General features: G+C 74.1%; 21 protein-coding genes. 6 read left to right on the top strand and 15 right to left on the bottom strand.

The genetic code is table 11. The features are described 5' to 3' along the window. Nucleotide 1: 1 nt before the first annotated feature. Nucleotides 2-826: a rhomboid family intramembrane serine protease gene (locus ACZ7KF_RS01270; protein WP_471068059.1), complete on the bottom strand. Its 825-nt coding sequence runs from the start codon at nucleotides 824-826 to the stop codon at nucleotides 2-4. Nucleotides 827-918: 92 nt separating this feature from the next. Between ACZ7KF_RS01270 and ACZ7KF_RS01265 the strand changes: the two genes are divergently transcribed. Next, on the top strand, nucleotides 919-1188 hold the full coding sequence (locus ACZ7KF_RS01265) for a hypothetical protein (RefSeq protein ID WP_471068056.1): 270 nt from the start codon (nucleotides 919-921) through the stop codon (nucleotides 1186-1188). Here ACZ7KF_RS01265 and ACZ7KF_RS01260 read toward each other — a convergent pair. Together ACZ7KF_RS01260 and ACZ7KF_RS01255 are read right to left on the bottom strand one after the other, a co-directional pair. After that, a complete protein-coding gene (locus ACZ7KF_RS01260; RefSeq protein WP_471068053.1) occupies nucleotides 1185-2582 on the bottom strand; it encodes an FAD-dependent oxidoreductase in 1398 nt (465 codons plus the stop codon). The two genes, ACZ7KF_RS01265 and ACZ7KF_RS01260, sit on opposite strands and share 4 nt — an antisense overlap. Before the next feature lie 27 nt (nucleotides 2583-2609). Further along, nucleotides 2610-3563 (bottom strand): DUF4349 domain-containing protein, encoded by a 954-nt coding sequence (locus ACZ7KF_RS01255; RefSeq protein ID WP_471068051.1) that lies wholly within the window; start codon nucleotides 3561-3563, stop codon nucleotides 2610-2612. A gap of 158 nt (nucleotides 3564-3721) precedes the next feature. Between ACZ7KF_RS01255 and hemG the strand changes: the two genes are divergently transcribed. Together hemG and hemQ are read left to right on the top strand one after the other, a co-directional pair. Further along, nucleotides 3722-5176 carry a protoporphyrinogen oxidase gene (gene hemG, locus ACZ7KF_RS01250; RefSeq protein ID WP_471068048.1) on the top strand — a complete coding sequence of 485 codons (1455 nt, stop codon included), beginning with the start codon at nucleotides 3722-3724 and terminating at the stop codon, nucleotides 5174-5176. A gap of 5 nt (nucleotides 5177-5181) precedes the next feature. Further along, on the top strand, nucleotides 5182-5913 hold the full coding sequence (gene hemQ / locus ACZ7KF_RS01245) for a hydrogen peroxide-dependent heme synthase (RefSeq protein ID WP_471068045.1): 732 nt from the start codon (nucleotides 5182-5184) through the stop codon (nucleotides 5911-5913). Between the two features lie 43 nt (nucleotides 5914-5956). On the opposite strand, the gene ACZ7KF_RS01240 is transcribed toward hemQ, so the two are convergent. From ACZ7KF_RS01240 to ACZ7KF_RS01220, 5 genes are all read right to left on the bottom strand, one after another. Beyond that, nucleotides 5957-7615: an alpha/beta hydrolase gene (locus ACZ7KF_RS01240; RefSeq protein WP_471068043.1), complete on the bottom strand. Its 1659-nt coding sequence runs from the start codon at nucleotides 7613-7615 to the stop codon at nucleotides 5957-5959. Between the two features lie 148 nt (nucleotides 7616-7763). Then, nucleotides 7764-8543: a TIGR04222 domain-containing membrane protein gene (locus ACZ7KF_RS01235; RefSeq protein ID WP_471068040.1), complete on the bottom strand. Its 780-nt coding sequence runs from the start codon at nucleotides 8541-8543 to the stop codon at nucleotides 7764-7766. A 106-nt stretch (nucleotides 8544-8649) separates the two neighbouring features. Further along, the gene (locus ACZ7KF_RS01230) at nucleotides 8650-9420 is read right to left on the bottom strand and encodes a DUF4142 domain-containing protein (RefSeq protein ID WP_471068038.1); all 771 of its coding nucleotides are present in this window, start codon (nucleotides 9418-9420) and stop codon (nucleotides 8650-8652) included. A 391-nt stretch (nucleotides 9421-9811) separates the two neighbouring features. Further along, complete coding sequence (locus ACZ7KF_RS01225; RefSeq protein WP_471068035.1) at nucleotides 9812-11206, bottom strand: MbnB/TglH/ChrH family RiPP precursor modification enzyme; 1395 nt, start codon at nucleotides 11204-11206, stop codon at nucleotides 9812-9814. 287 nt (nucleotides 11207-11493) lie between these two features. Next, nucleotides 11494-12219 carry an aminoacyl-tRNA hydrolase gene (locus tag ACZ7KF_RS01220; RefSeq protein WP_471068033.1) on the bottom strand — a complete coding sequence of 242 codons (726 nt, stop codon included), beginning with the start codon at nucleotides 12217-12219 and terminating at the stop codon, nucleotides 11494-11496. Nucleotides 12220-12412: 193 nt separating this feature from the next. Here ACZ7KF_RS01220 and ACZ7KF_RS01215 point away from each other — a divergent pair, with 193 nt between their 5' ends. Genes ACZ7KF_RS01215 through ACZ7KF_RS01205 form a run of 3 tightly spaced genes read left to right on the top strand, consistent with a single transcriptional unit; the run spans nucleotide 12413 to nucleotide 14453 of the window. Continuing rightward, nucleotides 12413-12850 carry a DUF6086 family protein gene (locus ACZ7KF_RS01215; RefSeq protein ID WP_471068030.1) on the top strand — a complete coding sequence of 146 codons (438 nt, stop codon included), beginning with the start codon at nucleotides 12413-12415 and terminating at the stop codon, nucleotides 12848-12850. Between the two features lie 59 nt (nucleotides 12851-12909). After that, complete coding sequence (locus ACZ7KF_RS01210; protein ID WP_471068027.1) at nucleotides 12910-13785, top strand: ABC transporter ATP-binding protein; 876 nt, start codon at nucleotides 12910-12912, stop codon at nucleotides 13783-13785. Next, nucleotides 13782-14453, top strand: coding sequence for an ABC transporter (locus ACZ7KF_RS01205; RefSeq protein WP_471068025.1), 672 nt, complete (start codon nucleotides 13782-13784; stop codon nucleotides 14451-14453). The genes ACZ7KF_RS01210 and ACZ7KF_RS01205 overlap by 4 nt, the downstream gene beginning before the upstream one ends. Here ACZ7KF_RS01205 and ACZ7KF_RS01200 read toward each other — a convergent pair. From ACZ7KF_RS01200 to ACZ7KF_RS01170, 7 genes are all read right to left on the bottom strand, one after another. After that, entirely contained in the window at nucleotides 14445-14627 is a 183-nt protein-coding gene (locus ACZ7KF_RS01200) for a hypothetical protein (protein ID WP_471068022.1), read from the bottom strand. The genes ACZ7KF_RS01205 and ACZ7KF_RS01200 overlap by 9 nt on opposite strands. A 59-nt stretch (nucleotides 14628-14686) precedes the next feature. Further along, nucleotides 14687-15532, bottom strand: coding sequence for a polysaccharide deacetylase family protein (locus ACZ7KF_RS01195; protein ID WP_471068020.1), 846 nt, complete (start codon nucleotides 15530-15532; stop codon nucleotides 14687-14689). A gap of 63 nt (nucleotides 15533-15595) precedes the next feature. Beyond that, on the bottom strand, nucleotides 15596-16510 hold the full coding sequence (locus ACZ7KF_RS01190) for a PPK2 family polyphosphate kinase (RefSeq protein ID WP_471068018.1): 915 nt from the start codon (nucleotides 16508-16510) through the stop codon (nucleotides 15596-15598). A gap of 91 nt (nucleotides 16511-16601) precedes the next feature. Continuing rightward, complete coding sequence (locus ACZ7KF_RS01185; protein WP_471068015.1) at nucleotides 16602-17432, bottom strand: slipin family protein; 831 nt, start codon at nucleotides 17430-17432, stop codon at nucleotides 16602-16604. 117 nt (nucleotides 17433-17549) lie between these two features. Further along, nucleotides 17550-19028 carry a SulP family inorganic anion transporter gene (locus tag ACZ7KF_RS01180; RefSeq protein ID WP_471068012.1) on the bottom strand — a complete coding sequence of 493 codons (1479 nt, stop codon included), beginning with the start codon at nucleotides 19026-19028 and terminating at the stop codon, nucleotides 17550-17552. Between the two features lie 8 nt (nucleotides 19029-19036). Continuing rightward, nucleotides 19037-19615 carry a carbonic anhydrase gene (locus tag ACZ7KF_RS01175; RefSeq protein ID WP_471068009.1) on the bottom strand — a complete coding sequence of 193 codons (579 nt, stop codon included), beginning with the start codon at nucleotides 19613-19615 and terminating at the stop codon, nucleotides 19037-19039. An 81-nt stretch (nucleotides 19616-19696) separates the two neighbouring features. Then, a complete protein-coding gene (locus ACZ7KF_RS01170; protein ID WP_471068006.1) occupies nucleotides 19697-20092 on the bottom strand; it encodes a hypothetical protein in 396 nt (131 codons plus the stop codon). Nucleotides 20093-20204 lie beyond the last annotated feature (112 nt).

Below are 20204 nucleotides of genomic sequence, written 5' to 3'. Positions count from 1 at the left end.
CTCACCAGGAGTAGTGGGGCCGGGCCCGCCTGCCGAACAGCAGGCCGGGCGGCTCCGGCGGGGGAGGCGTGCCGGGCTTGAGCGGCCAGGCGAGCAGCATGCCCGCCAGGAAGCCGACCACGTGCGCCGCGTACGCCACCGTGCCGGCGCCGGACATCCCGTGCCCGGACGAGTACCCGGCCTGGAGCACGAACCAGAAGCCCAGCACCAGCCAGGCGGGCAGCCGCAGCGGCAGGAAGACCAGGAACGGCACCAGCACCCACACCCTGGCCTTCGGGTACAGCACCAGATAGGCGCCGAGGACGCCGGCGATCGCGCCGGACGCGCCGATCAGCGGGTCGGTGGAGTCGGCGTTGAGCAGGGCGAAGCCGTAGCCGGCCGCGTAGCCGCAGACGACGTAGAAGAGGAGATACCGGATGTGGCCCATCCGGTCCTCGACGTTGTTGCCGAAGATCAGCAGGAAGAGCATGTTGCCCAGCAGGTGCAGCCAGCCGCCGTGCAGGAACATCGCCGTGAAGACCGACAGCGCCGGCGACTTGTCGTAGCCGGGCGGCCCCACGACACAGCCCGGGCCGTTCGGGCCCACGCCGACGGCCCCCGTCGGGACGAGCCGAGGTGTCCGATGGTGTATCAGCTCCTGGGGCACCGCCGCGTAGTGGTCCATGAACGCCTGCAGATGACACAGCCGCAGCAGTTCGCCGCCTCCCGCCACGGGACCGGCGGTGCCGGGCGTGGTGACGAACACCAGCACATTGGCGGCGATGAGCGCGTACGTCACCCAGGGCGTGCGGCGCACCGGGTTCACGTCATGGACGGGGATGACCACACAGAAGTAGTGCCCGGGATACGGCGGGTGAATCGGTGAACGCGGCCGGGCGCGGGTGCGTATCTCTTCTCAACCGACGTGAGGATCAGGCGATGACGAACGCTGCGCAGGTTCCGGCGATGCATGCTCTGCCCGATGGCGAGGCCGAGCTGTCCTTGGTGGTACGGCTCCCCTGGGAGGACGTCGCGCGGCTCGGCCAGGAGGCCGGGCGGCTGGCTTCCCAGATGCAGCGGCCGGTGACGCTGGACGAGGCGGTGAGCCACCGGTTGCGCTCCACCCGGCCGTCCGCCTCCCACGCCAGGCCCGCCGCGGAACAGCCCGCCGCCGTGTCCGCCCTGCCGCGGATCAGCGGGACCGCCTAGGCGGCCCGCACCTTCGCCGTCGCCTTTCTCGCCGCCACCAGGACCGGGTCCCACACCGGTGAGAACGGCGGGGCGTAGCCCAGGTCCAGGGCCGTCATCTGCTCCACCGTCATCTGCGCGGTCAGCGCCACCGCGGCGATGTCGACCCGCTTCGCCGCCCCCTCCCTGCCGACGATCTGCACGCCCAGCAGCCGGCCCGTCCGGGACTCGGCGAGCATCTTGACCGTCATGGGGGCGGCGCCGGGGTAGTAGCCGGCGCGGCTGGTCGACTCGATGGTGACCGCCTCGAACCGCAGGCCCACCCGGCGCGCGTCCTTCTCCCGCAGGCCGGTGCGGGCGATCTCCAGATCGCAGACCTTGCTGACGGCCGTGCCGACGACACCGGGGAAGGTGGCGTAGCCGCCGCCGGCGTTGGTCCCGATGACCTGGCCGTGCTTGTTGGCGTGGGTGCCGAGCGGGACGTACTGCTCCTGCCCGGAGACCAGGTTCAGCACCTCCACGCAGTCGCCGCCCGCCCAGATGTTCTCGTGTCCGCGCACCCGCATCGCGAGGTCGGTGAGCAGACCGCCGTGGGCGCCGACGGGCAGGCCGGCCGCCCGGGCGAGCCCGGTCTCCGGGCGGACGCCGATGCCGAGGATCACCAGATCGGCGGGGTACTCGGCGTCCTCCGTGACCACCGCCCGCACCCGGCCGTCCTGACCGGTGAGGAGCTTGGTGACCTCGGCGTCGTTCACCATGGTGATGCCGAGGCCCTCCATGGCCCGGTGCACCAGCCGGCCCATGTCCGGGTCCAGCGTCGACATGGGCTCCTTGCCGCGGTTGACGACCGTCACCTCGAAGCCCCGGTTGATCAGCGCCTCGGCCATCTCGACGCCGATGTAGCCGGCGCCCACGACCACCGCCCTGCGGCCACGCGTGCGCGCCAGGGTGTCCAGCAGCGCCTGGCCGTCGTCGAGGGTCTGCACGCCGTGCACACCGGGGGCGTCCGCGCCGGGCAGGTCCGGACGGACCGGGCGGGCGCCGGTGGCGATGACGAGCCGGTCGTACGGCGTCCAGGACTCGGCCCCGGAATCGACGTCACGCGCGCGTACCCGCTGCCCGGCCACGTCGATCTCCGTGACCTCGGTCCGCAGCCGCAGATCGATCCCGCGCGCCCGGTGCTCCTCGGGCGTCCGGGCGATGAGCCGGTCCCGCTCGGGCACCTCGCCGCCCACCCAGTACGGGATCCCGCACGCCGAGAAAGACGTGAAGTGGCCACGCTCGAAGGCCACGATGTCCAGCTCCTCGGGGCCCTTCAGCCGTCGTGCCTGCGACGCCGCGGACATGCCCGCGGCGTCGCCGCCGATCACGACCAGCCGTTCCGCACCACTGCCCCGCCCATCGTCCATGGTCATGGGAACACGCTACGGGGCGCGGGCAGGTCAGTCGCGGCCCGCCTCCCCCGCGGGGTCGGGAACCGGACGCGCCGAGGGCAGCGGACCGAGCGCGGTCGTCGCGGGCGCGGACTCCGCGCGGCGCGGCAGCCGGGGGCGTACGATCCGCAGCCACAGCAGCACCAGCAGCGCGGCGAGCACCGCGAACGGCAGGACGGCAGCGAGCACGAGGGCGATCCAGCGCAGCACGGAGACGAACACGTGCCAGCCGCCCGCCAGCGCGTCCGTGAAGCCCGGCGCGTCGTCCGCCTCGTGCACCGGGGTCTCGGAGAGCGACAGCGTGACGGTGGCCAGGCCCGTGCGGTCCTTCAGGGACGCCTGACGGGCCAGCAGCGCCTCCAGGTCGGCCTGACGGCTGCTCAGCTCACCCTCCAGCGCCACCACGTCGCTCAGCTTGGTCGCCTTGTCCATCAGGGCGCGGATCCGGTCGACGCTGGCCCGCTGCGACCTGATCCGGCTGTCCACGTCGACCACCTGGTCGGTGACGTCGACCGCCTTGGCCGTGCGCTCGACCAGCCGGCCCGTGCCCTGGAGGCCGGTGAGGACCTCGTCGTACTTCTCGGTGGGCACGCGCAGCACCACCCTGGTGTGCTCGTGGCCGTCGGAGTCGCGGCTCGTCGTCTCCTTGCCGACGTAGCCGCCCGCGTCCTCGGCGGTCGTCCGGGCCTCCTCCAGCGCCTCGGGGACGTCCTTGACCTCGACGGTGAGGGAGGCGGTGCGGATGATCGCGTTCTGGGGGAGCTTCGGGGTCGTACGGGCGCCCTTTCCGTCGCCCGCCGAGCCGCCGGGCGCGCCGGCCTGCTCGGCCCGGCCGTCCGGGACGGCCTTCGCGGTGCCGCCGCCCGCGTCGTCCGCGCCGCCGCACCCGGCGAGCGCGAGGCAGGCGGCGAGCAGCACCCCGGCCAGGGGCCGGAGGCGACGAGCGGAGTGTGGTGTGCGCATGGGCGGTACCCCCCGAGGCTTTGGTGTGTGACGTCTCTTCGACGGCGGGGCGGGCGGGAACGTTGGCCGGCCGCGGTTCCGATGCGGTCACGGTCCGGACTCGGCCCGGACACCGGGGCCCGGCGGGAGCGCCGGCGGGGTCTGAGAGAGTGGGGGACATGAGCGCAACGGACAGGGGCCTGGGGCACGTCGTCGTCATCGGGGCCGGTATCGCGGGGCTGGCCGCCGCGCACCGGCTGCTGGGACGCGGCGCGCGCGTGACCGTGCTGGAGGCCGGCGACCGGGTCGGCGGCAAGCTGCTGCCCGGCGAGATCGCCGGCGTACGGGTCGACCTGGGCGCCGAGTCCCTGCTCGCCCGCCGCCCCGAAGCCGTGGCGCTCGCGCGCGAAGCGGGCCTGGGCGAGCGGCTCCGGCCGCCGAGCACCGCGACCGCCGCCCTCTGGACCCGGGGCGCCCTGCGGCCCCTGCCCAAGGGCCATGTGATGGGTGTGCCCGGCACCGCCGCCGCGCTCTCCGGCGTCCTCTCCGCCGAGGGCCTGGCCCGCATCGAGCGCGACGCCGACCTGCCCCGCACCGAGATCGGCGACGACGTGGCCGTGGGGGAGTACGTGGCGGCCCGGCTCGGCCACGAGGTCGTCGACCGTCTGGTCGAGCCTCTGCTCGGCGGGGTCTACGCGGGCGACGCGTACCGCATCTCGATGCGCTCGGCCGTCCCGCAGCTCTTCCAGGCCGCCCGCGCCCACGCCTCCCTCACGGAGGGCGTCCGGGAGATCCAGGCGAAGGCCGCCGCGAACCGGCAGACGGGGCCGGTCTTCATGGGCATCGTCGGCGGGGTCGGGCAGCTGCCGCTCGCGGTCGCCGCGTCGGTCCGCGCGCGGGGCGGCGAGATCCTGACCGGCACGCCCGCGCACGACCTGCGCCGCGAGGCGGCCGGCGGCTGGCGCGTCACCGCCGGGGAGCGCGTGCTGCGCGCCGACGCCGTGGTCGTCGCCGTGCCCGCCCCGGCCGCCGCCGAGCTGCTGCGCGCCGAGTCGCCGGGGGCCGCCGCCGAGCTGGCCGCCGTCGAGTACGCCTCGATGGCCCTGATCACCCTCGCCTACCGGCGCACCGGCCTCGGCCTGCCCGAGGGCAGCGGCTTCCTCGTGCCGCCCGTCGACGGCCGCACCATCAAGGCGTCCACCTTCGCCTCCCAGAAGTGGGGCTGGATCGCCGAGGAGGACCCCGACGTGGTGGTGCTGCGCACGTCCGTGGGCCGGTACGGCGAGACGGAGGTGCTCGGCCGGGACGACGCCGACCTGGTGGCGGTCTCCCGGCGGGACCTGCGCGAGGCGACCGGTCTGGACGCCGTACCGCTGGCGACCCGGGTCACCCGCTGGACCGACGGTCTGCCCCAGTATCCGGTCGGGCACCACGCCCGTGTGGCCCGCGTCCGCGAGCGGGTGGCCGAGCTCCCGGGACTCGCGGTGTGCGGCGCGCAGTACGACGGCGTGGGCGTCCCGGCGTGCATCGCGAGCGCGTACGCGGCGGTGGACCAGCTGGACGGCGACCCGGCCGGGGTCCGGGAGCTGACGGCCAACCCGGTGCAGAGCCTGCACGGGGGAGCGGGAGAATAGGGACCATGAGTGACGACGCCCCCATCACCGAGTCCGGCAGGATCCCGAACAAGGGCAAGCTGGCCAAGGACCTCAACGAGGTCATCCGCTACACCCTCTGGTCGGTCTTCAGGCTGAAGGACGCGCTGCCGGAGGACCGCTCCGGTTACGCCGACGAGGTCCAGGAGCTGTTCGACCAGCTCGCCGCCAAGGACGTGACGGTCCGCGGCACCTACGACGTCTCGGGCCTGCGCGCCGACGCCGACCTGATGATCTGGTGGCACGCCGAGACCAGCGACCAGCTCCAGGAGGCGTACAACCTCTTCCGCCGCACGAAGCTGGGCCGCGCGCTCACGCCCGTGTGGTCGAACATGGCGCTGCACCGCCCCGCCGAGTTCAACCGCTCGCACATCCCGGCGTTCCTCGCCGACGAGACGCCCCGCAACTACGTGAGCGTCTACCCGTTCGTGCGCTCCTACGACTGGTACCTGCTGCCCGACGAGGACCGCCGCCGGATGCTCGCCGACCACGGCAAGATGGCCCGCGGCTACCCGGACGTGCGCGCCAACACGGTCGCCTCGTTCTCGCTCGGGGACTACGAGTGGGTCCTGGCCTTCGAGGCCGACGAGCTGTACCGCATCGTCGACCTCATGCGCCACCTGCGTGCCTCCGAGGCCCGTATGCACGTCCGCGAGGAGGTGCCGTTCTTCACGGGCCGCCGCAAGGACGTCGCCGAGCTGGTGGCCGGCCTGGCCTGAGGCGACCCGTGCGGGGCGCGGGGCCGTAGCGGGGTGCGGCGGCCTAGCGCCGGTCGGCCTTGCCCTTGAGGGCGTCCCGCCGGGACTCCTTGTCGGTCCCGGCGCCGGAGGCGACCGGTTCCGGGTGCGGCGCGCACGAAGCGTGCCGCGCCGGGAGGCGGCCCTCCAGCAGATACGCGAACAGGTGCCCGTTCACGCACTTGTTGGCGCCGCCCCCGATGCCGTGCGTGCCCGCGTCCCGCTCGGTCACCAGCACCGAGCCGGCCAGCCGCCGGTTCATCTCCAGGGCCCCTTCGTACGGCGCGGCGGCGTCCCGCTCGGCCGCCAGGATCAGCACCGGCGGCAGTTCACCCGGTCCGGTCCGCACGTCCAGCGGCCGCTGCCGGGGCGCGGGCCAGTAGGCGCACGGCAGGTTCAGCCACGCGTTGTCCCAGGTCTCGAAGGGCGCCACCCGGGCGAGCCGTGTGTTGTCCCGGTCCCAGACCTTCCAGTCCGTCGGCCAGGACGCGTCGTTGCACTCGACGGCGGTGTACACCGCGCTGCCGTTCTCCGCCTCGGCGGCCGTCCCCGGGCTCGGCGCGGCCAGCCGCACCAGCGGCTTGGGGTCGCCGTGCAGATAGGAGGAGAGGGCGGCGGCCCGGCTCGGCCAGAAGTCGTCGTAGTACCCCGCCGTCAGGAACACGTTCTGCAACTGGCCGGGACCGACCTTCCCGCCCGCGGGCTTCCGGGCCAGCCGGTCGCGCGCGGTGTCGTAGCCGCGCTGCACCTTCGCGGGCGTGGCACCGAGCCGGTACACGTCGTCGTGCCGGGCGATCCAGTCCCGGAAGTCCGCCCAGCGCTCCTCGAAGGCGGCCGACTGGTCCAGGTTGCTGCGGTACCAGATCTTCTGCGGGTCCGGGTCGACCGCCGAGTCCAGCACCATGCGCCGCACGTGCGAGGGGAACATGGCCGCGTACAGGGAGCCGAAGTAGGTGCCGTACGACGCCCCCACGAAGGTCAGCCGGTTCTCGCCCAGCGCCGCCCGCAGGACGTCCAGGTCCCGGGCGTTGTTGAGCGAGTTGTAGAACCGCAGCCTGCTCCCCGAGCGCTGGGCGCAGCCGCGTGCGTACGCCTTGGCCTGGCCGACGCGCTGCTGCTTGTACGCCTCCGACGGGTGCGTGGGGGACGCGGTGGGCGCCTTGAAGTAGTGCTTCGGATCCACGCAGGACAGCGGCGCCGACCGGCCCACCCCGCGCGGGGCGTAGCCGACCAGGTCGTAGGCGGCGGCGATCCGCTGCCACGCCGGGACCTTGCCGACCAGCGGGAAGTACATGCCGGAGGCGCCGGGACCGCCCGGGTTGTAGACGAGGGCGCCCTGCCGGGGGACCTTCCGCTTGCTGTTGTGCGGATCCCTCCGGGTGGCCTGGCCGCGGCTGACGGTGAGCTTGATCTGCCTGCTGCCGGGGTGCGCGTAGTCCAGCGGGACGGACACCGTGCCGCACCGCACGCCGGCCGGTGCGTGCGGGACGTCGGCCGCGGAGCAGGGGCCGAAGTCGATGCCGGTCGCCCGGGCGCGGGCCACGGCCACCGCCGTGCCGCGCAGCTCGGCCGTGCCGGGGGCACCCGGTGCGGCCGGGGTGCCGGTCGTGCCGCCCGCCGGAGCCGCGGCCAGGGTGGTCAGGAGCAAGGACCCTGCGGCCGAGTACAGGGCGGCAGCTTTCATCGGGTATCCCTTCGTGCGCGGCGGCGATGGCACGGCTGCCACGGCCCGGCGACAACAAAAGGGATAATTCGTACGACTTTGGGGGAAGGCAAGCACCACCTGGCCAGTGTCGGTGCCAATGCCCCCTATGCGCCCCCCGAAGCCGCCCTCACTCCCGCCAGGGCTGGTCGCGGTGGGCGAAGGCCGCGCGCAGCTCCGGCTCGCCGATCGCGCGGATGCCGCGCACGGCGACGGAGGTGAGGAACGACCGCTCGTCACCGGCCGGCCTCCCGGGCAGCGTGCTCAGCAGCCGCTGCCCTTCCGGCGAGGCCCAGCGCGCGTACGGATGCACCTCGAACCGGGCGATGGCCAGACAGCTCAGCGCGAGGATGAGGGGCAGGGCGAACCACAGGGCCACCAGCAGCCGTGGCGTCCCGGCCTGGACGGGCAGCAGCAGGGCTGTCACGCCCAGCGCGACCACGGCCGCCGTGGCCGCCCGCACCCGGCGGACGGCGGTCCCCACGCTCGTCCCCGCGCCCTCGGGCACCGCGAGCCCCGCGCGCACCAGGCCGTCGGCCAGCCGGCGCACGGCCTCCGCACCGGCCGCCCGCGCCCGCACCGGCGCGATCCGCGACTGGCCCTCGGGGCCTATGGCTCCTATGACCGACCGCTCCATCTCGTCGCGCCCCCGGGGGTCCACGACCGTGGCCCAGCCGGTGTGCGCCAGCAGCAGTCGCCGCTGACGCGCCATGGAGACCAGGGTCACATCGGCGACGCGCGCGGGACCCCCGGAGAGGAAGGCCGCCTCGTACAGCGTCAGCTCGTGCGCCCGGTCCGCCGGCGCGGCCGGCGCGTCCACGGCGGCCGCGCGGACGGCCGCCAGGCACAGTCGGGTGCAGGCGGTGCCGGCGAAAGCCCAGGCCAGGAGCAGCAGAAGGACCCAGAACATGACAAGTTTGTATGCCAGGGGACTGGGCCGGCGCCATGCCCTGTTCACGATCCGGACGGAGTGTTGGCGGTACGTTACGTTCCGCTTTTCCGGCTGGTCAGAACCGTCAGGGGCTGCTCGTCGCCGGTGGCGCGCCGGCGGTGGCGGGCGGCAGGGCGGACGTCTCGCCCGGCGACGGCGCGACGGGCACCGCGGCGCCCGGGTCGACCTCCGGCGGCGTCGGCACGGAGGAGGCGGAGGACGCCAGGTCCTGGGCCAGCGCGGAGAAGTCGACGTACCCGGTCGCCTCCAGGACCTTGATGTGGTCCAGGACGGTCGCGTTGGCGTCGTCGGCGAGATCGCGGACCAGGGAGTTCTGGGTGCCGGCCCGGACCTGGGCGACCAGGGAGAACACCCGGCCGTGCGCGAGCCGCAGGAGGCCGGCGAACCGACGGTCGAAGTCCTGGCCCTCGGCCCCGTTCAGAGTGGCGAGCCACTCCCTCTGCTGCGCGTTCGGCTCGTTGGGCAGGGACACGCCGAGCTGGGTGGCGACGGTCCGGACGTGCGCGTCCAGGGACGTGTGGCCGTCGACGAGGTGCAGGCCCGCGGTGCGGACGGCCGGCGTGGTCCCCTTGCGCTGCGCCAGCTCTCCGGCGGGCAGCTCCCACAGACCGGCCAGCCGGACCTTGGTGATGAAGTCCCGGTCCTGGACGGACAGCGGTCCGTAGGGGGTCGTCACCGTCTGCGCGCTCAGCACGTTCGCGCTCGCCGGGTCCTGCCGGTCGGCATAGGACCAGAGCGGGACGAGAAGGGCGACGGCCGTCGCCGCCAGCGCGGCGATGACCAGACCTGTGCCGCTGAACATGCCTCGGCCGTTGACGGGGGGACGCGGTCGCATGGAGCCTCCTGCACCGCACGCCAGGGGGTGCTTGGGGTGGGTGCGGGGTTGGCATATTACTGGGGCCCGAGGACGGGCTCTCGTGTGCGGTGGGCCGGGCGACCGGTCGCGGCGCCGTTCGGGGCGGACCCGGGTGGGCCGGCGCGGGGCGAGGGGCGTGGCCGTTCGCAGGGGGTGCCGAAGCCCGGGCGCGGGTCCCGCCCGGACTCGGCTCGGGGGTGCCTGTTCGCGGCCGGTGTCGGCTCGGGGGTGCCTGTTCGCGGCCGGTGTCGGCTCAGGGGTCGCCTGTTCGCGGCCGGTCTCGGATCGGGGGTGCCTGTTCGCGCCCGCCCTCAGTTCAGGGAGTACAGGGCGACCCGTTCCCGCCCGCCCTCGGCTCGGGGCGACCCGTTCACGCCCGGCGTCCCAGCAGACCCCGTACCGCTCGCGCCGCCGCCCCCCGCTTTCGCGGAGCCGGGCCCGCGCGGTCCAGCCACCACTCCCGCAGCAGCCGCCGGGCCGCGGCGTCCCCCGGCCGCCCGAGCTTCAGCAGGTGCCCGGCGAAGTCCAGCGCATCCCGGCGGTAGCCGCCGCTCATCGGACGCTGCCGGGCGTACTCCAGGAACGCCTCCCGGTATCCCGCCCCGAGGATCTCCGGCAGCTCGGGCGCCACCTGCGCCACCACGCCCGCCCGCTTCGCCGCGAGCGCCCGCGCCTGCACCCCCATCCGCACCCGGTCGAACCCCTCCGGCACCGGCGTCCCCGCCACCAGCGACGACAGCACGGCGGCCTGGGCGACGCCGAGCCGCTCGCGCACCCCGGTCACCGGCCTCGCCAGTACCCCGACGCCGCCACCCCCGACGCCGCCACCCCCGGCCCCCGCATCGGCGGCGCCCCCCGGCGCCGTACCCGCGGCCCCCGTACCGGCGGCGGCGCCCCCCGGCGCCGTCCCCCCGGCCGCCGTGTCCTTCGGCGCGCGTCCGCGCCCGGCCGTCACCGCCTCGCGGATCGCGTCCAGCTCCCCTGCCAGCTCGGCCGGGTCGGGGAAGTTCTCGTCCCGTTCCAGGAGCACCCCCGGCGGCGCGACCCGGGCGGCGAGGCCGGTCAGGATGTCGAGCACCGGGCGGGGCACGGGGTGCGCGTGGCTGTCGTGCCAGACGCCGTCGCGCTCGAAGCCGCCCGCGACATGGACGTAGGCGATCGCCTCCACGGGCAGCGCGGCCAGCGCCTCGGCCGGGTCCTCGCCCCGGTTGACGTGGTTGGTGTGCAGGTTGGCCACGTCGATCAGCAGGCGGACGCCGGTCCGCTCCACCAGCTCGGACAGGAACTGCCCCTCGGTCAGCTCCTCGCCCGGCCAGGAGAACAGGGCGGCGATGTTCTCCAGGGCCAGCGGCACCGGCAGCGCCTCCTGGGCGATCCGGACGTTCTCGCAGAGCACGTCCAGGGCGTCCCGGGTGCGCGGCACGGGCAGCAGATGGCCGGCCTCCAGCCTCGGGGAGGCGGTGAGGGCGCCGCCCGCCCGGACGAAGGCGATGTGCTCGGTGACCAGCGGGGAGCCGAGGGCCTCCGCCCGCTCGGCGAGCGCCGTCAGCCGGCCCTCGTCGGGGCGGTCCGCGCCGCCGAGGCCGAGGGAGACGCCGTGCGGGACCACCGTCACCCCGCGCTCACGCAGCCGCAGCAGCGACTCCGGGAGGTGCCCGGGGCAGACGTTCTCCGCCACGACCTCCACCCAGTCGATCCCCGGCATCCGCTCCACGGCGTCCGCGATCTCCGGCCGCCAGCCGATCCCCGTCCCCAGTCGCCGCATGGTGCTTCCCCCTCCTCGGCCCGCGCTCGTGCGTCGAGTGACGGGGATATGGCCCCGGCGGACGTCCTCGAATCCCCACCCCGAGGCGTTCAGAGCAATATTTGAGGTTCGGGTCCGGCCGGAATCCGGGGTTCGGACCCGGCCGGGAATCGGGGTTCGGACCCGGCCGGGCTCAGGGGATTCCGGGCCGGACGGCCCACCGGTCCCGCGCGCGGCCGAGCAGACGCCGCTCTCCCCACGGTGCGCGGCCGAGCAGTCGCCGCATCCTCTCCGGCGGCGGGGCCGCGTCAGCGCCCCCGGCGCAGCGCGGGGTGGTCGGCGACGACCGTGCAGGATCCCGGCGCGATCTCCGTGAACCCGGCGTCCCGGACCACCGGCAGGCCGCCGCCGGTCAGCCGCGGCCAGTCGGCGGGGTCGGCCCTGCGGACCGTCAGCGCGTAGCCGGCGTCCCGCCACGCGGCGCGCTCCCCGTCGGACAGCGCCCACCAGGCCAGCTGGGCGCCGTGACCGGCCTGGGCCATCGCCTTGCCGGCCGACATCTCCAGATCCGGGTTCAGCCAGAGCACCGGCTGTGCCGGGTCGGCGGCGACCGGCGGTTCCGGGTCGTCCAGCTCGGTGCCCGACACCTGGAGCTTCGCCAGTTCCTTGGGCCAGCCGTCCAGCGGGATCGGCGGGAAGACGCGGACCTCCGCGGACTTGCCGGTCACCGTGATGCCGGGCAGCGCCTCGGCCCGCCGCCACTCGGCGCCCCGGGCCCGCCGGACGACCTTCCGGATCCGTGCGTCCTCCCAGTCCCGTACCGCCTCGGCCCACTCCCCTTCGCCGTGCGCGCGCTCGTCGCCGAGCAGGAGGAGGACGGCTCGGGCCGCCGTCTCCAGCGCGTCGGTGCGGGCGGGCGGGGCGTTCCGCTCGATCCGTACGACGAGCGGCAGCACGAACTGCGGGGCCTCGTCGCGGGGAGTGCGCTCGGTCTGGAAGGGACTGTCACCGGAGGGTGCGGGAAGCTGGCTCACGGGAGCCCACCCTACGAAGCCGCGGGCGGCCCGATCAACGCGCGGGTCGCGCGGGAAATTGTCACGACCGCCGATGAACCCGCTGGCTACGCTGACTCGTCTTGATCCACCGAGGACCGATCGAGGACCGACCGAGGACCGACTGCGGATCGGCCGAGGACCGGCCGGATCCCGGCCGAAGGGGGGAGCGGCGATGAGCCAGTATTTCGAGATCGGTGACGAGACGCTGTGGAATCCGTCCAACGGGGCCGCGCGGCTGTTCCTGCGCCAGGTGGAGGTCTTCGAGGCCGAGCTGGAGCTTCCGTCGGGCCTCGGGCCGATGCGGAACGACGAGTGCACGATCGAACCGGCCGTGTTCGCGGTCTTCGTGCACGCCCTGCTCGCCCGGCACCGGCGCACCGCCCACAGCATCGTCCTGGCCCTCTCCGAAGGCTTCGTCGGCACCGTCGTCGTCCTCGCCCAGCGCGCCGGGATCGACATCGACTGGGCCCGGCTCGAAGCCTTCCCGGACGGCCCCGTGACGGACGTACAGGTCTCGGCCGCCGGAATGTCCGGACCGCCGGACGGCGGACCCTGGGCCGCGGCGATGCGTGCCCGCGCGGCCGGGCTGAGCCGGGGCATGGCCCGCTGAGCCGGAGCCCGTCCGCCGACCCGCCGGAGCCCCACCCCCTCTGCACCAGAATGGCCCCCATGCACCGTGACCTGCGCCTGACCGCCGTAGGCCGCCGCTACGGCATCCGCGGCCCCTGGGTGTTACGAGGCGTCGACCTCACCGTCGCCCCCGGCACCCTCACCCGAATAGAAGGGGCGAACGGCACCGGTAAGTCCACCCTGCTCCGGCTGCTCGCCCGCCTCGACGCGCCCACCGAGGGCCGGATCACCGGCCGTCCGCGCACGGCGTACGTACCGGAGCGGTTCCCGGCCGCCCTGCCCTTCACCGCCGCCGGCTATCTGACCCACCTCGGCACCGTCCACGGCCTCTCCCGCGCCTCCGCCGCCCGTCTCGCCGCCACCTGGCTGGAGCGGTTCGGCGCCGGCGCGTACGCCGGTACGCCGATGGCGCGGCTCTCCAAGGGCAGCAGCCAGAAGGTCGCCGTCGTCCAGGCCCTGCTCGGCGACCCCGAGCTGCTGGTGCTGGACGAGGCGTGGACCGGCCTCGACGCGGCGGCGCGGGCCGAGCTGGAGCGGGCGGTGGCCGAGCGGACGGCCGCCGGAGGCGCCGTGGTGTTCGTGGACCACGACCCGCGGCGGCTCGCCGGGGCGCCGGACGTCACCTACACCGTGCTCGACGGCGGCGTGAGAACCCGTACGGACGACGCGAGCCCCGCCGCGGGGCCGGTCACTCTGGTGACCGCGCAGGGGCCGCCGGGCGGCGGGCTGCCGCCCGAGGCGGTACGGGCGCACGCCTCCGCCGAGGAGACCGCCCCCGGCAGTTACCGCCTCGCCGTTCCCGCCTCCCACTCCGACGTCCTGCTGCGCGCGCTGCTCACGGCCCGGCCGCCCTGGCACGTGGTGCGCGTCGAACCCGCCGGGGCGCCGCCCCCCGACCCCGGAAGCCATCCATGACCGCACTCCTGCGCTACCAGGCCGACCTGCTGCTGCGTTCCCAGCGCTGGCTGCCACCGGTGATCCTGTACGCCGCGTTCCTCGGGATCGGGGTGCGCGGCGGCGAACCGGTCCTGGACTCGCTCGGCTACACGGCCGCCTTCCTGCTGCCGGTGGCCGCCTGGCTGGTACGCATCTGCGCCACCGGCGAACCGGCCGCGGCCCGCGCCTGCGTCGCCGCCGCGCGCGGCCCCGCCCGGGCGCATCTCGCCTGCCTGCTCACCGCCCTGTGCGCGGCCGTGCTGCTCGGGGTCGCGGCCACCGTGGTGGTGACGCTGATCAGCGATCCGGTGAGCAACGGCCACCGGGTCCACGTGTCCCCGCTGCGGGCCGCCGCGGCCGGGCTGCCGGCCGCTCTCTCCTGCGCGCTGCTCGGCACCGCCGTGGGCGCGCTCACCCATCGTCCCGTGCTGCGCTCCACCGGCCGCGCGGTGCCCGCCATGCTGCTCGGCGCGCTGCTCGCGATGGTGCTGGCCGGCTCCCCGGCGCAGGCCGCCGTGAGCGGTCTGGTCACCGGCTCGCAGACCGGCCGGGCACCCCTGCCGCTGCTGCCGCTGGCCGGCGCCGCCCTGCTCACGGCCGCCGCGTTCGCCGCCGCGGCCGGACTGGCCGCCCGCCGGTCACCCTGAGCAGGCGGTGCGCTGCGCCTCCTGCCACTCGCACACCGGGCACAGCGTGACGCCCTTGTACGACTCCGGGTACTCCGTGGGCTCCCGGCACAGCACACACTCCGCGTACGGGGGACCGTCGGCCTTCGCCGGCTTCACGGCGTCGACGATCGTGCAGTAGTCCTCGTCGCTCATGTGTTCAGCGTAGAACGGCCGGGGCAGGACCGGGCGGCCGGGCGGCGGCCGGCCGCCCGCTAGCGGTGTCCGCCGGTCTGGCCGATCAGTTCCGAGACCTTCACGAACCGGTAGCCGCGGCTGCGCAGTTCCGGTACGACCGCCCGGACGACCCGCTCGGTGGTCGGGGCGGCGCTGCGGGTGCAGTGCATGACGACCACCGAGCCCGGCTTCACCCCGTCGAGCACCTGCCGGACCACCGCGTCGGCGTCCGTGGCGAACGCGTCACCGCTCACCACGTCCCACTGCACGGCGGTCACCCCGAGCCCGCTGAGCGCCCGCAGCGCCTGCTGGTCGTAACAGCCTCCGGGGAAGCGGAAGTACGGCATCGCGTGCGGCACGCCCGCGGTGCGCAGGGAGGTGAACGCCCGCTCGACGTCCGACCGCATCCGGTCGGTGTCCACGGTCGGCAGGCCGTAACAGTCGGCGGTGAAGGCGTAGTGGCTCCAGGAGTGGTTGGCGACCTCGAACCGCGGGTCGTGGCCGAGGTCGCGGGCCTCGGCCGGGTACTGGTCGGCCCAGCGGCCGGTCATGAACACGGTCGCCGGCACCTTCAGCGCGCGCAGGGCGGCGATCAGCCCCGGGTTGTCGAAGTGCTCGCCGGAGACCGCGCGCGGCCCCTGATCGGCGGTCATGTCGGCGTCGAAGGTGAGCGCGACCGTCTTGCCCCGGTCCCGCGGGCCGTGCTCGAAGACCGGGGTCAGGCCGCCGGGGCCGGGCGCGAGCAGGGGCGGACGCGTGGCGGACGGGGAGGCGGCGGTGGGGGACGTGGCCGGGGCCGGGCGGGTGGGCCCCGCGGTTCCGCAGGCGGCGAGCGCGGCGCCCAGGGCGCAGACGGCGACGGTACGGCGTGCTACTGGGATCACCGTACGAACCTAGGACTGAATGTCTGCTTATCTGCATTTATGACACGTGATGTCGCGGGACGGTCACCCGCGCGGCGGGCGTCGGCCGTTCCCCGCCGCGTCCGCCGGACAGGTCTGCTTCAGCAGCCGCTCCCGGCATTCCGCGATGTCGAAGTCGGCCTCGGGGTACCGCGGATCGAGTTCCCGCAGCTGCTCCAGCAGCAGTCGGCCGATCGCCCAGTTGCGGTACCACTTGCGGTCCGCCGGCACCAGGTACCAGGGCGCGTGCGGGGCGGCGCAGCGTTCCAGGGCCAGCTCGTAGGCCTCCTGGTAGGCGGGCCACAGGGAGCGCTCGTCGATGTCCCCGGGGGCGAACTTCCAGCGTTTGTCCGGACGGTCCAGCCGGCGCAGCAGCCTGCGCTTCTGCTCCTCGAAGGAGAGGTGCAGGAAACACTTGACCAGCAGCACGCCGTCCTCGGCCAGCTCCCGCTCGAAGTCGTTGATCAGGCCGTAGCGGCTGCCGATCACGGCGGGCGGGGCGAGTTGCCGGACCCGGCCGATGAGGACGTCCTCGTAGTGCGAGCGGTCGAAGATGCCGATCTGGCCGGGCCCGGGCAGGGCGCGCCTGACCCGCCAGAGGAAGTCGTGCGCGCGTTCCTCCTCGGTGGGCGCCTTGAACGCCTCGATACGGCAGCCGGAGGGGTTCAGATGGCCGATGACGTGCTTGACCGTGCCGCCCTTGCCGCTGGTGTCCATGCCCTGCAGCACGAGCAGCACCCGGCGGGTGTCGCCCGCGGTGCCCGCCGCCCAGAGCCGCTCCTGGAGTCCGGCGAGCAGTCGGCCGGTGTGCTGCGCGTCCGTCAGCGTGGCCTGCTTGCCGTCCGGGGCGCCGGGCGTGGCCCGGGTGTCGTACCCGGCCAGATCGATCCGCTCGCCCTGCGGGAGCCGCAACAGCTCCCGCAGTGCCTCGCTCTCCTTCCCGGCCGGGTTCTTCGCCACGGGCACTCCTTTTCGCCGGTCCGCTCCGGACGACAGCCCTAGGGCCTCTCGTTTGGATCATGCCGGGCTCGCCTGATCCAAACGAAAGACCCTAGCCGGGCTGCGGTCCGCCGTCGGTGTGGGGTTCGGGGTGGGGCGGCGCGCCCGCCTCCGGGAGCTGTTGCTGCCCGCCCCGCTCCAGGAAGTGCAGCAGTTCCACCGGGATGGGCAGGACCAGGGTGGAGTTCTTCTCGGCCGCCACCGCCATCACCGTCTGGAGCAGCCGCAGCTGGAGCGCGGCCGGGGTGCCGGACATCTGCTGGGCGGCCTCGGCGAGCTTCCTGGACGCCTGGAGTTCGGCGTCGGCGTTGATGATCCGGGCCCGGCGCTCACGGTCCGCCTCGGCCTGGCGGGCCATCGACCGCTTCATCGTGTCCGGCAGGGACACGTCCTTGATCTCGACCCGGTCGACCTGGATGCCCCAGCCCACCGCCGGGCTGTCGAGCATCAGCTCCAGGCCCTGGTTGAGCTTCTCGCGGTTGGAGAGCAGATCGTCCAGATCGCTCTTGCCGATGATCGACCGCAGGGACGTCTGCGCCATCTGCGACACCGCGAACTTGTAGTCCTCGACCTTGATCAGTGCGCTCGTCGCGTCGACCACGCGGAAGTAGACCACCGCGTCCACCCGGACCGTGACGTTGTCGCGGGTGATGCCCTCCTGGGCCGGGATCGGCAGCGTCACGATCTGCAGGTTGACCTTCTGCAGCCGGTCCACGAAGGGGATGATCAGGGTCAGGCCCGGCGGTCGCACCTCCCCCGCCACGCGGCCGAGCCGGAACAGCACACCGCGCTCGTACTGCTTGACCACCCGTGCCGCCGCCGCCAGGTAGACCACACCGGCGGAGCCCACCGCCGCCAGGGTCACCAGAAGGTCCTCGACCATGGTGACCTCCTCGCACAGAGGTCGGTTATGTCTGCTGTTGCCACGATAGGCCCGAGGGGCCGGGTTGCCGAGAGTTCTCGGCGACCCGGCCCCCCCGGGCGGGCTCTCACACGGCTCTCACGCCGCCGTGACCAGCTTCACCGGCTCCGTGCCGGCCGCGCTGTGCCGGGCGGCCCAGTTGTCCAGGGCCGTACGGCAGGCGTGGTCCAGGTGGTGCAGCCCGGACAGGTCGAGCCGGACGGGGCGGTCCTGGGGCAGCGACTCCAGGCTGTCCAGGATCTTCGGCAGGCGAAGGAAGGTCGCGTTGCCCGACAGATGCGCCTCCACCGGGCCCGCGCCCTTGTCCATGACGTCCAGCTTGACGTGCGAGGCATCCCAGGCGGTCTTCACCACCGCCAGCGCGAGACCGATGAGCACGCCCTCGAACATGCTGACCGCCACGATGGAGACGGCCGTGACGGCGAGCACCAGCGCCTCTCCGCGATGCTCGCGCCAGAGCGCGGCCAGCGCCCGGACCGGGACCAGCTTGGCGCCCGCGTACACCAGGATGCCCGCGAGGGCCGGGATCGGGATGTAGGCGAGCACGTCGGGCAGCAGCGCCGCGAACAGCAGCAGCCAGAGACCGTGCAGCACCCGGGAGGCCTTCGTTCGGGCGCCGGCCTGGACGTTGGCCGCGCTGCGCACGATCACCGCGGTCATGGGCAGCGCGCCGAGCAGCCCGCACACCGTGTTCCCGGCGCCCTGGGCGATCAGTTCCCGGTTGTACTGGGTGCGCGGCCCGGAGTGCAGCCGGTCCACGGCCGCCGCGCTGAACAGCGACTCGGCGGACGCGATCAGCGTGAACGCGACGACCGTGCCCAGCAGTCCCCACTCGGCCAGCTCGCCGAAGGCGCCGAGCGGCGGCGGCTGGACGGAGCCGAGCAGGCCCTGCACCTCCACCGTGGCCACCGGCAGGCTCAGCACGAGCGTGGCCAGCGTGGCGAGCCCGACCGCGGCGAGCGGACCGGGTACCGCCCGCACCTTCGCCGGGGTGTGCTTCCACAGCAGCAGCACCGCGATCGTGCCCGCGCACACCGCGAGCGAGGCCAGGGCGTCGCTGTCGCCGAAGGCGTCCAGGAACGCGCCGGGCAGCCCGGTGATCTTGTCCAGGCCGGAGTCGGGGGCCTTCGCCGCCAGCGCCGGGTACAGCTGACCGGCGATGAGCACCAGGCCGATTCCGGCCAGCATGCCCTCCACGACGGAGACCGAGATGGCCCGGAAGTACCGGCCGAGCCGCAGCAGGCCCATGGCCACCTGGAGCAGCCCGGTGAGCAGGACGATCACGCCGAGCACGGGCAGCCCGAACTCCTTGACCGCCTCGAAGACGAGCACGGTCAGGCCGGCCGCCGGCCCCGACACCTGAAGGCTGCTGCCGCGCATCAGCCCGGTGACGAGGCCGCCCACGATGCCGGTGACCAGGCCGAGTTCGGCCGGTACTCCGGAGGCGACGGCCACGCCCACGCACAGCGGCAGCGCGACCAGGAAGACGACGAGCGAGGCCGCGAAGTCCTGCCTCAGGTGCGGGAAACGGGATATGAGGTTGCGGTTGCTGGTCATCGGCGCGCTCACAGGGACTCGAAGGTGTCGGTCTGCGGGCGGTGCGTCCGTACGGCGCCGGTGTGCACCTCGTAGTACCAGGCGTGCAGGTCCAGCCGGCCCTCCGCCAGCCTGCGCTCGACGCAGGGGTACGAGCGCAGCCGCAGCAGCTGGGTCAGGACATGGCTCTGCACGCCCTCGGCGACCTCCGGGTCCTCGGCCGCGCCGGCCGGACGCGGGGTGGCGTGTGCCAGCCAGTCGCGCACGGCCGGTACGGCGGTCAGGTCGTCACCGCGCACCAGGGCGCCGACGGCGCCGCAGTGCGAGTGGCCGCAGACCACGATGTCGCGGACACCGAGCACCTCCACGGCGTACTCGATGGTGGCGGCCTCGCTGGTGGGGTGCTCGGAGGCGTGGGGCGGGACGATGTTGCCCGCGGTGCGCAGCTCGAACAGCTCGCCGGGGCGGGCGCCCGTGATCAGGGCCGGGACGACCCGGGAGTCGGAGCAGGTGATGAACAGCACCTGCGGGGACTGGCCTTCGGCGAGTTTGGCGAACTCCTCAGGGCGCTGTCCGAAGGTACGGGCGTTGTCGATGAGGGGCTGCATGTCTGTGGGTTCCTCCTGGCGCGCCTGCCCGGCGCGTCGGACTTGAACGATGGTTGTGGGGGAGCGGGAGCGACGCGGCTCTCAGCAGCGGAAGACCTGGAGTGCTGCCGGGGAGTGGGCTCTGGAGGCTCCGGGGGTGTGGCCGTGCGGGGCGGGGGCGTCCTCCGACGGGCCCGCGCCGGTCGCCCGGCCGGATATGAGGGGGTGTTCCTGGGGCCAGGCGGACGCCGGGCCGCGATGCCGGTCCCGCACCTGCGGGAGGCCCACGGGCTCGCCCGGCCGGCCGGGGACACGGACCGTGTCCGTTCCCTCGCGCGCCACGAGCACGGAGGAGACGGTTCCGGTCTCGGCCTTGGCCGGCGCCTGACCGAAAGTGTGCGCGGATGCGAAGGGTCGCGCGGTGGAGAAGAGCAGGAGCGCGACCAGCGTCACGCACAGGAGGGTGAGCAGGCTCCGGGCCGTCGTACCACGGAACATGAGCCCCCCTCTGCTGTGTTCACGTTTCTTGTCCAGACCAAGTACTGGTCAATGGATGGTCAAGAAACACGTTAACCCTGCAAAGTCTTTTGCAGGGTTAACTGCGCGTTAC

This window comes from Streptomyces sp. NPDC038200, from assembly GCF_055600785.1.
Note: the sequence above shows the minus strand (reverse complement) of the source record. Positions and strands in the feature narration are given on the sequence as shown.

What these genes read in the sequence shown, in the direction of transcription:
- ACZ7KF_RS01265 (WP_471068056.1), top strand. Translation starts at nt 919, where the DNA reads ATGACGAACGCTGCGCAGGTTCCGGCGATGCATGCTCTGCCCGATGGC.
- ACZ7KF_RS01260 (WP_471068053.1), bottom strand. Translation starts at nt 2,582, where the DNA reads ATGACCATGGACGATGGGCGGGGCAGTGGTGCGGAACGGCTGGTCGTG.
- ACZ7KF_RS01255 (WP_471068051.1), bottom strand. Translation starts at nt 3,563, where the DNA reads ATGCGCACACCACACTCCGCTCGTCGCCTCCGGCCCCTGGCCGGGGTG.
- hemG (WP_471068048.1), top strand. Translation starts at nt 3,722, where the DNA reads ATGAGCGCAACGGACAGGGGCCTGGGGCACGTCGTCGTCATCGGGGCC.
- hemQ (WP_471068045.1), top strand. Translation starts at nt 5,182, where the DNA reads ATGAGTGACGACGCCCCCATCACCGAGTCCGGCAGGATCCCGAACAAG.
- ACZ7KF_RS01240 (WP_471068043.1), bottom strand. Translation starts at nt 7,615, where the DNA reads ATGAAAGCTGCCGCCCTGTACTCGGCCGCAGGGTCCTTGCTCCTGACC.
- ACZ7KF_RS01235 (WP_471068040.1), bottom strand. Translation starts at nt 8,543, where the DNA reads ATGTTCTGGGTCCTTCTGCTGCTCCTGGCCTGGGCTTTCGCCGGCACC.
- ACZ7KF_RS01230 (WP_471068038.1), bottom strand. Translation starts at nt 9,420, where the DNA reads ATGCGACCGCGTCCCCCCGTCAACGGCCGAGGCATGTTCAGCGGCACA.
- ACZ7KF_RS01225 (WP_471068035.1), bottom strand. Translation starts at nt 11,206, where the DNA reads ATGCGGCGACTGGGGACGGGGATCGGCTGGCGGCCGGAGATCGCGGAC.
- ACZ7KF_RS01215 (WP_471068030.1), top strand. Translation starts at nt 12,413, where the DNA reads ATGAGCCAGTATTTCGAGATCGGTGACGAGACGCTGTGGAATCCGTCC.
- ACZ7KF_RS01210 (WP_471068027.1), top strand. Translation starts at nt 12,910, where the DNA reads ATGCACCGTGACCTGCGCCTGACCGCCGTAGGCCGCCGCTACGGCATC.
- ACZ7KF_RS01205 (WP_471068025.1), top strand. Translation starts at nt 13,782, where the DNA reads ATGACCGCACTCCTGCGCTACCAGGCCGACCTGCTGCTGCGTTCCCAG.
- ACZ7KF_RS01200 (WP_471068022.1), bottom strand. Translation starts at nt 14,627, where the DNA reads ATGAGCGACGAGGACTACTGCACGATCGTCGACGCCGTGAAGCCGGCG.
- ACZ7KF_RS01185 (WP_471068015.1), bottom strand. Translation starts at nt 17,432, where the DNA reads ATGGTCGAGGACCTTCTGGTGACCCTGGCGGCGGTGGGCTCCGCCGGT.
- ACZ7KF_RS01180 (WP_471068012.1), bottom strand. Translation starts at nt 19,028, where the DNA reads ATGACCAGCAACCGCAACCTCATATCCCGTTTCCCGCACCTGAGGCAG.
- ACZ7KF_RS01175 (WP_471068009.1), bottom strand. Translation starts at nt 19,615, where the DNA reads ATGCAGCCCCTCATCGACAACGCCCGTACCTTCGGACAGCGCCCTGAG.
- ACZ7KF_RS01170 (WP_471068006.1), bottom strand. Translation starts at nt 20,092, where the DNA reads ATGTTCCGTGGTACGACGGCCCGGAGCCTGCTCACCCTCCTGTGCGTG.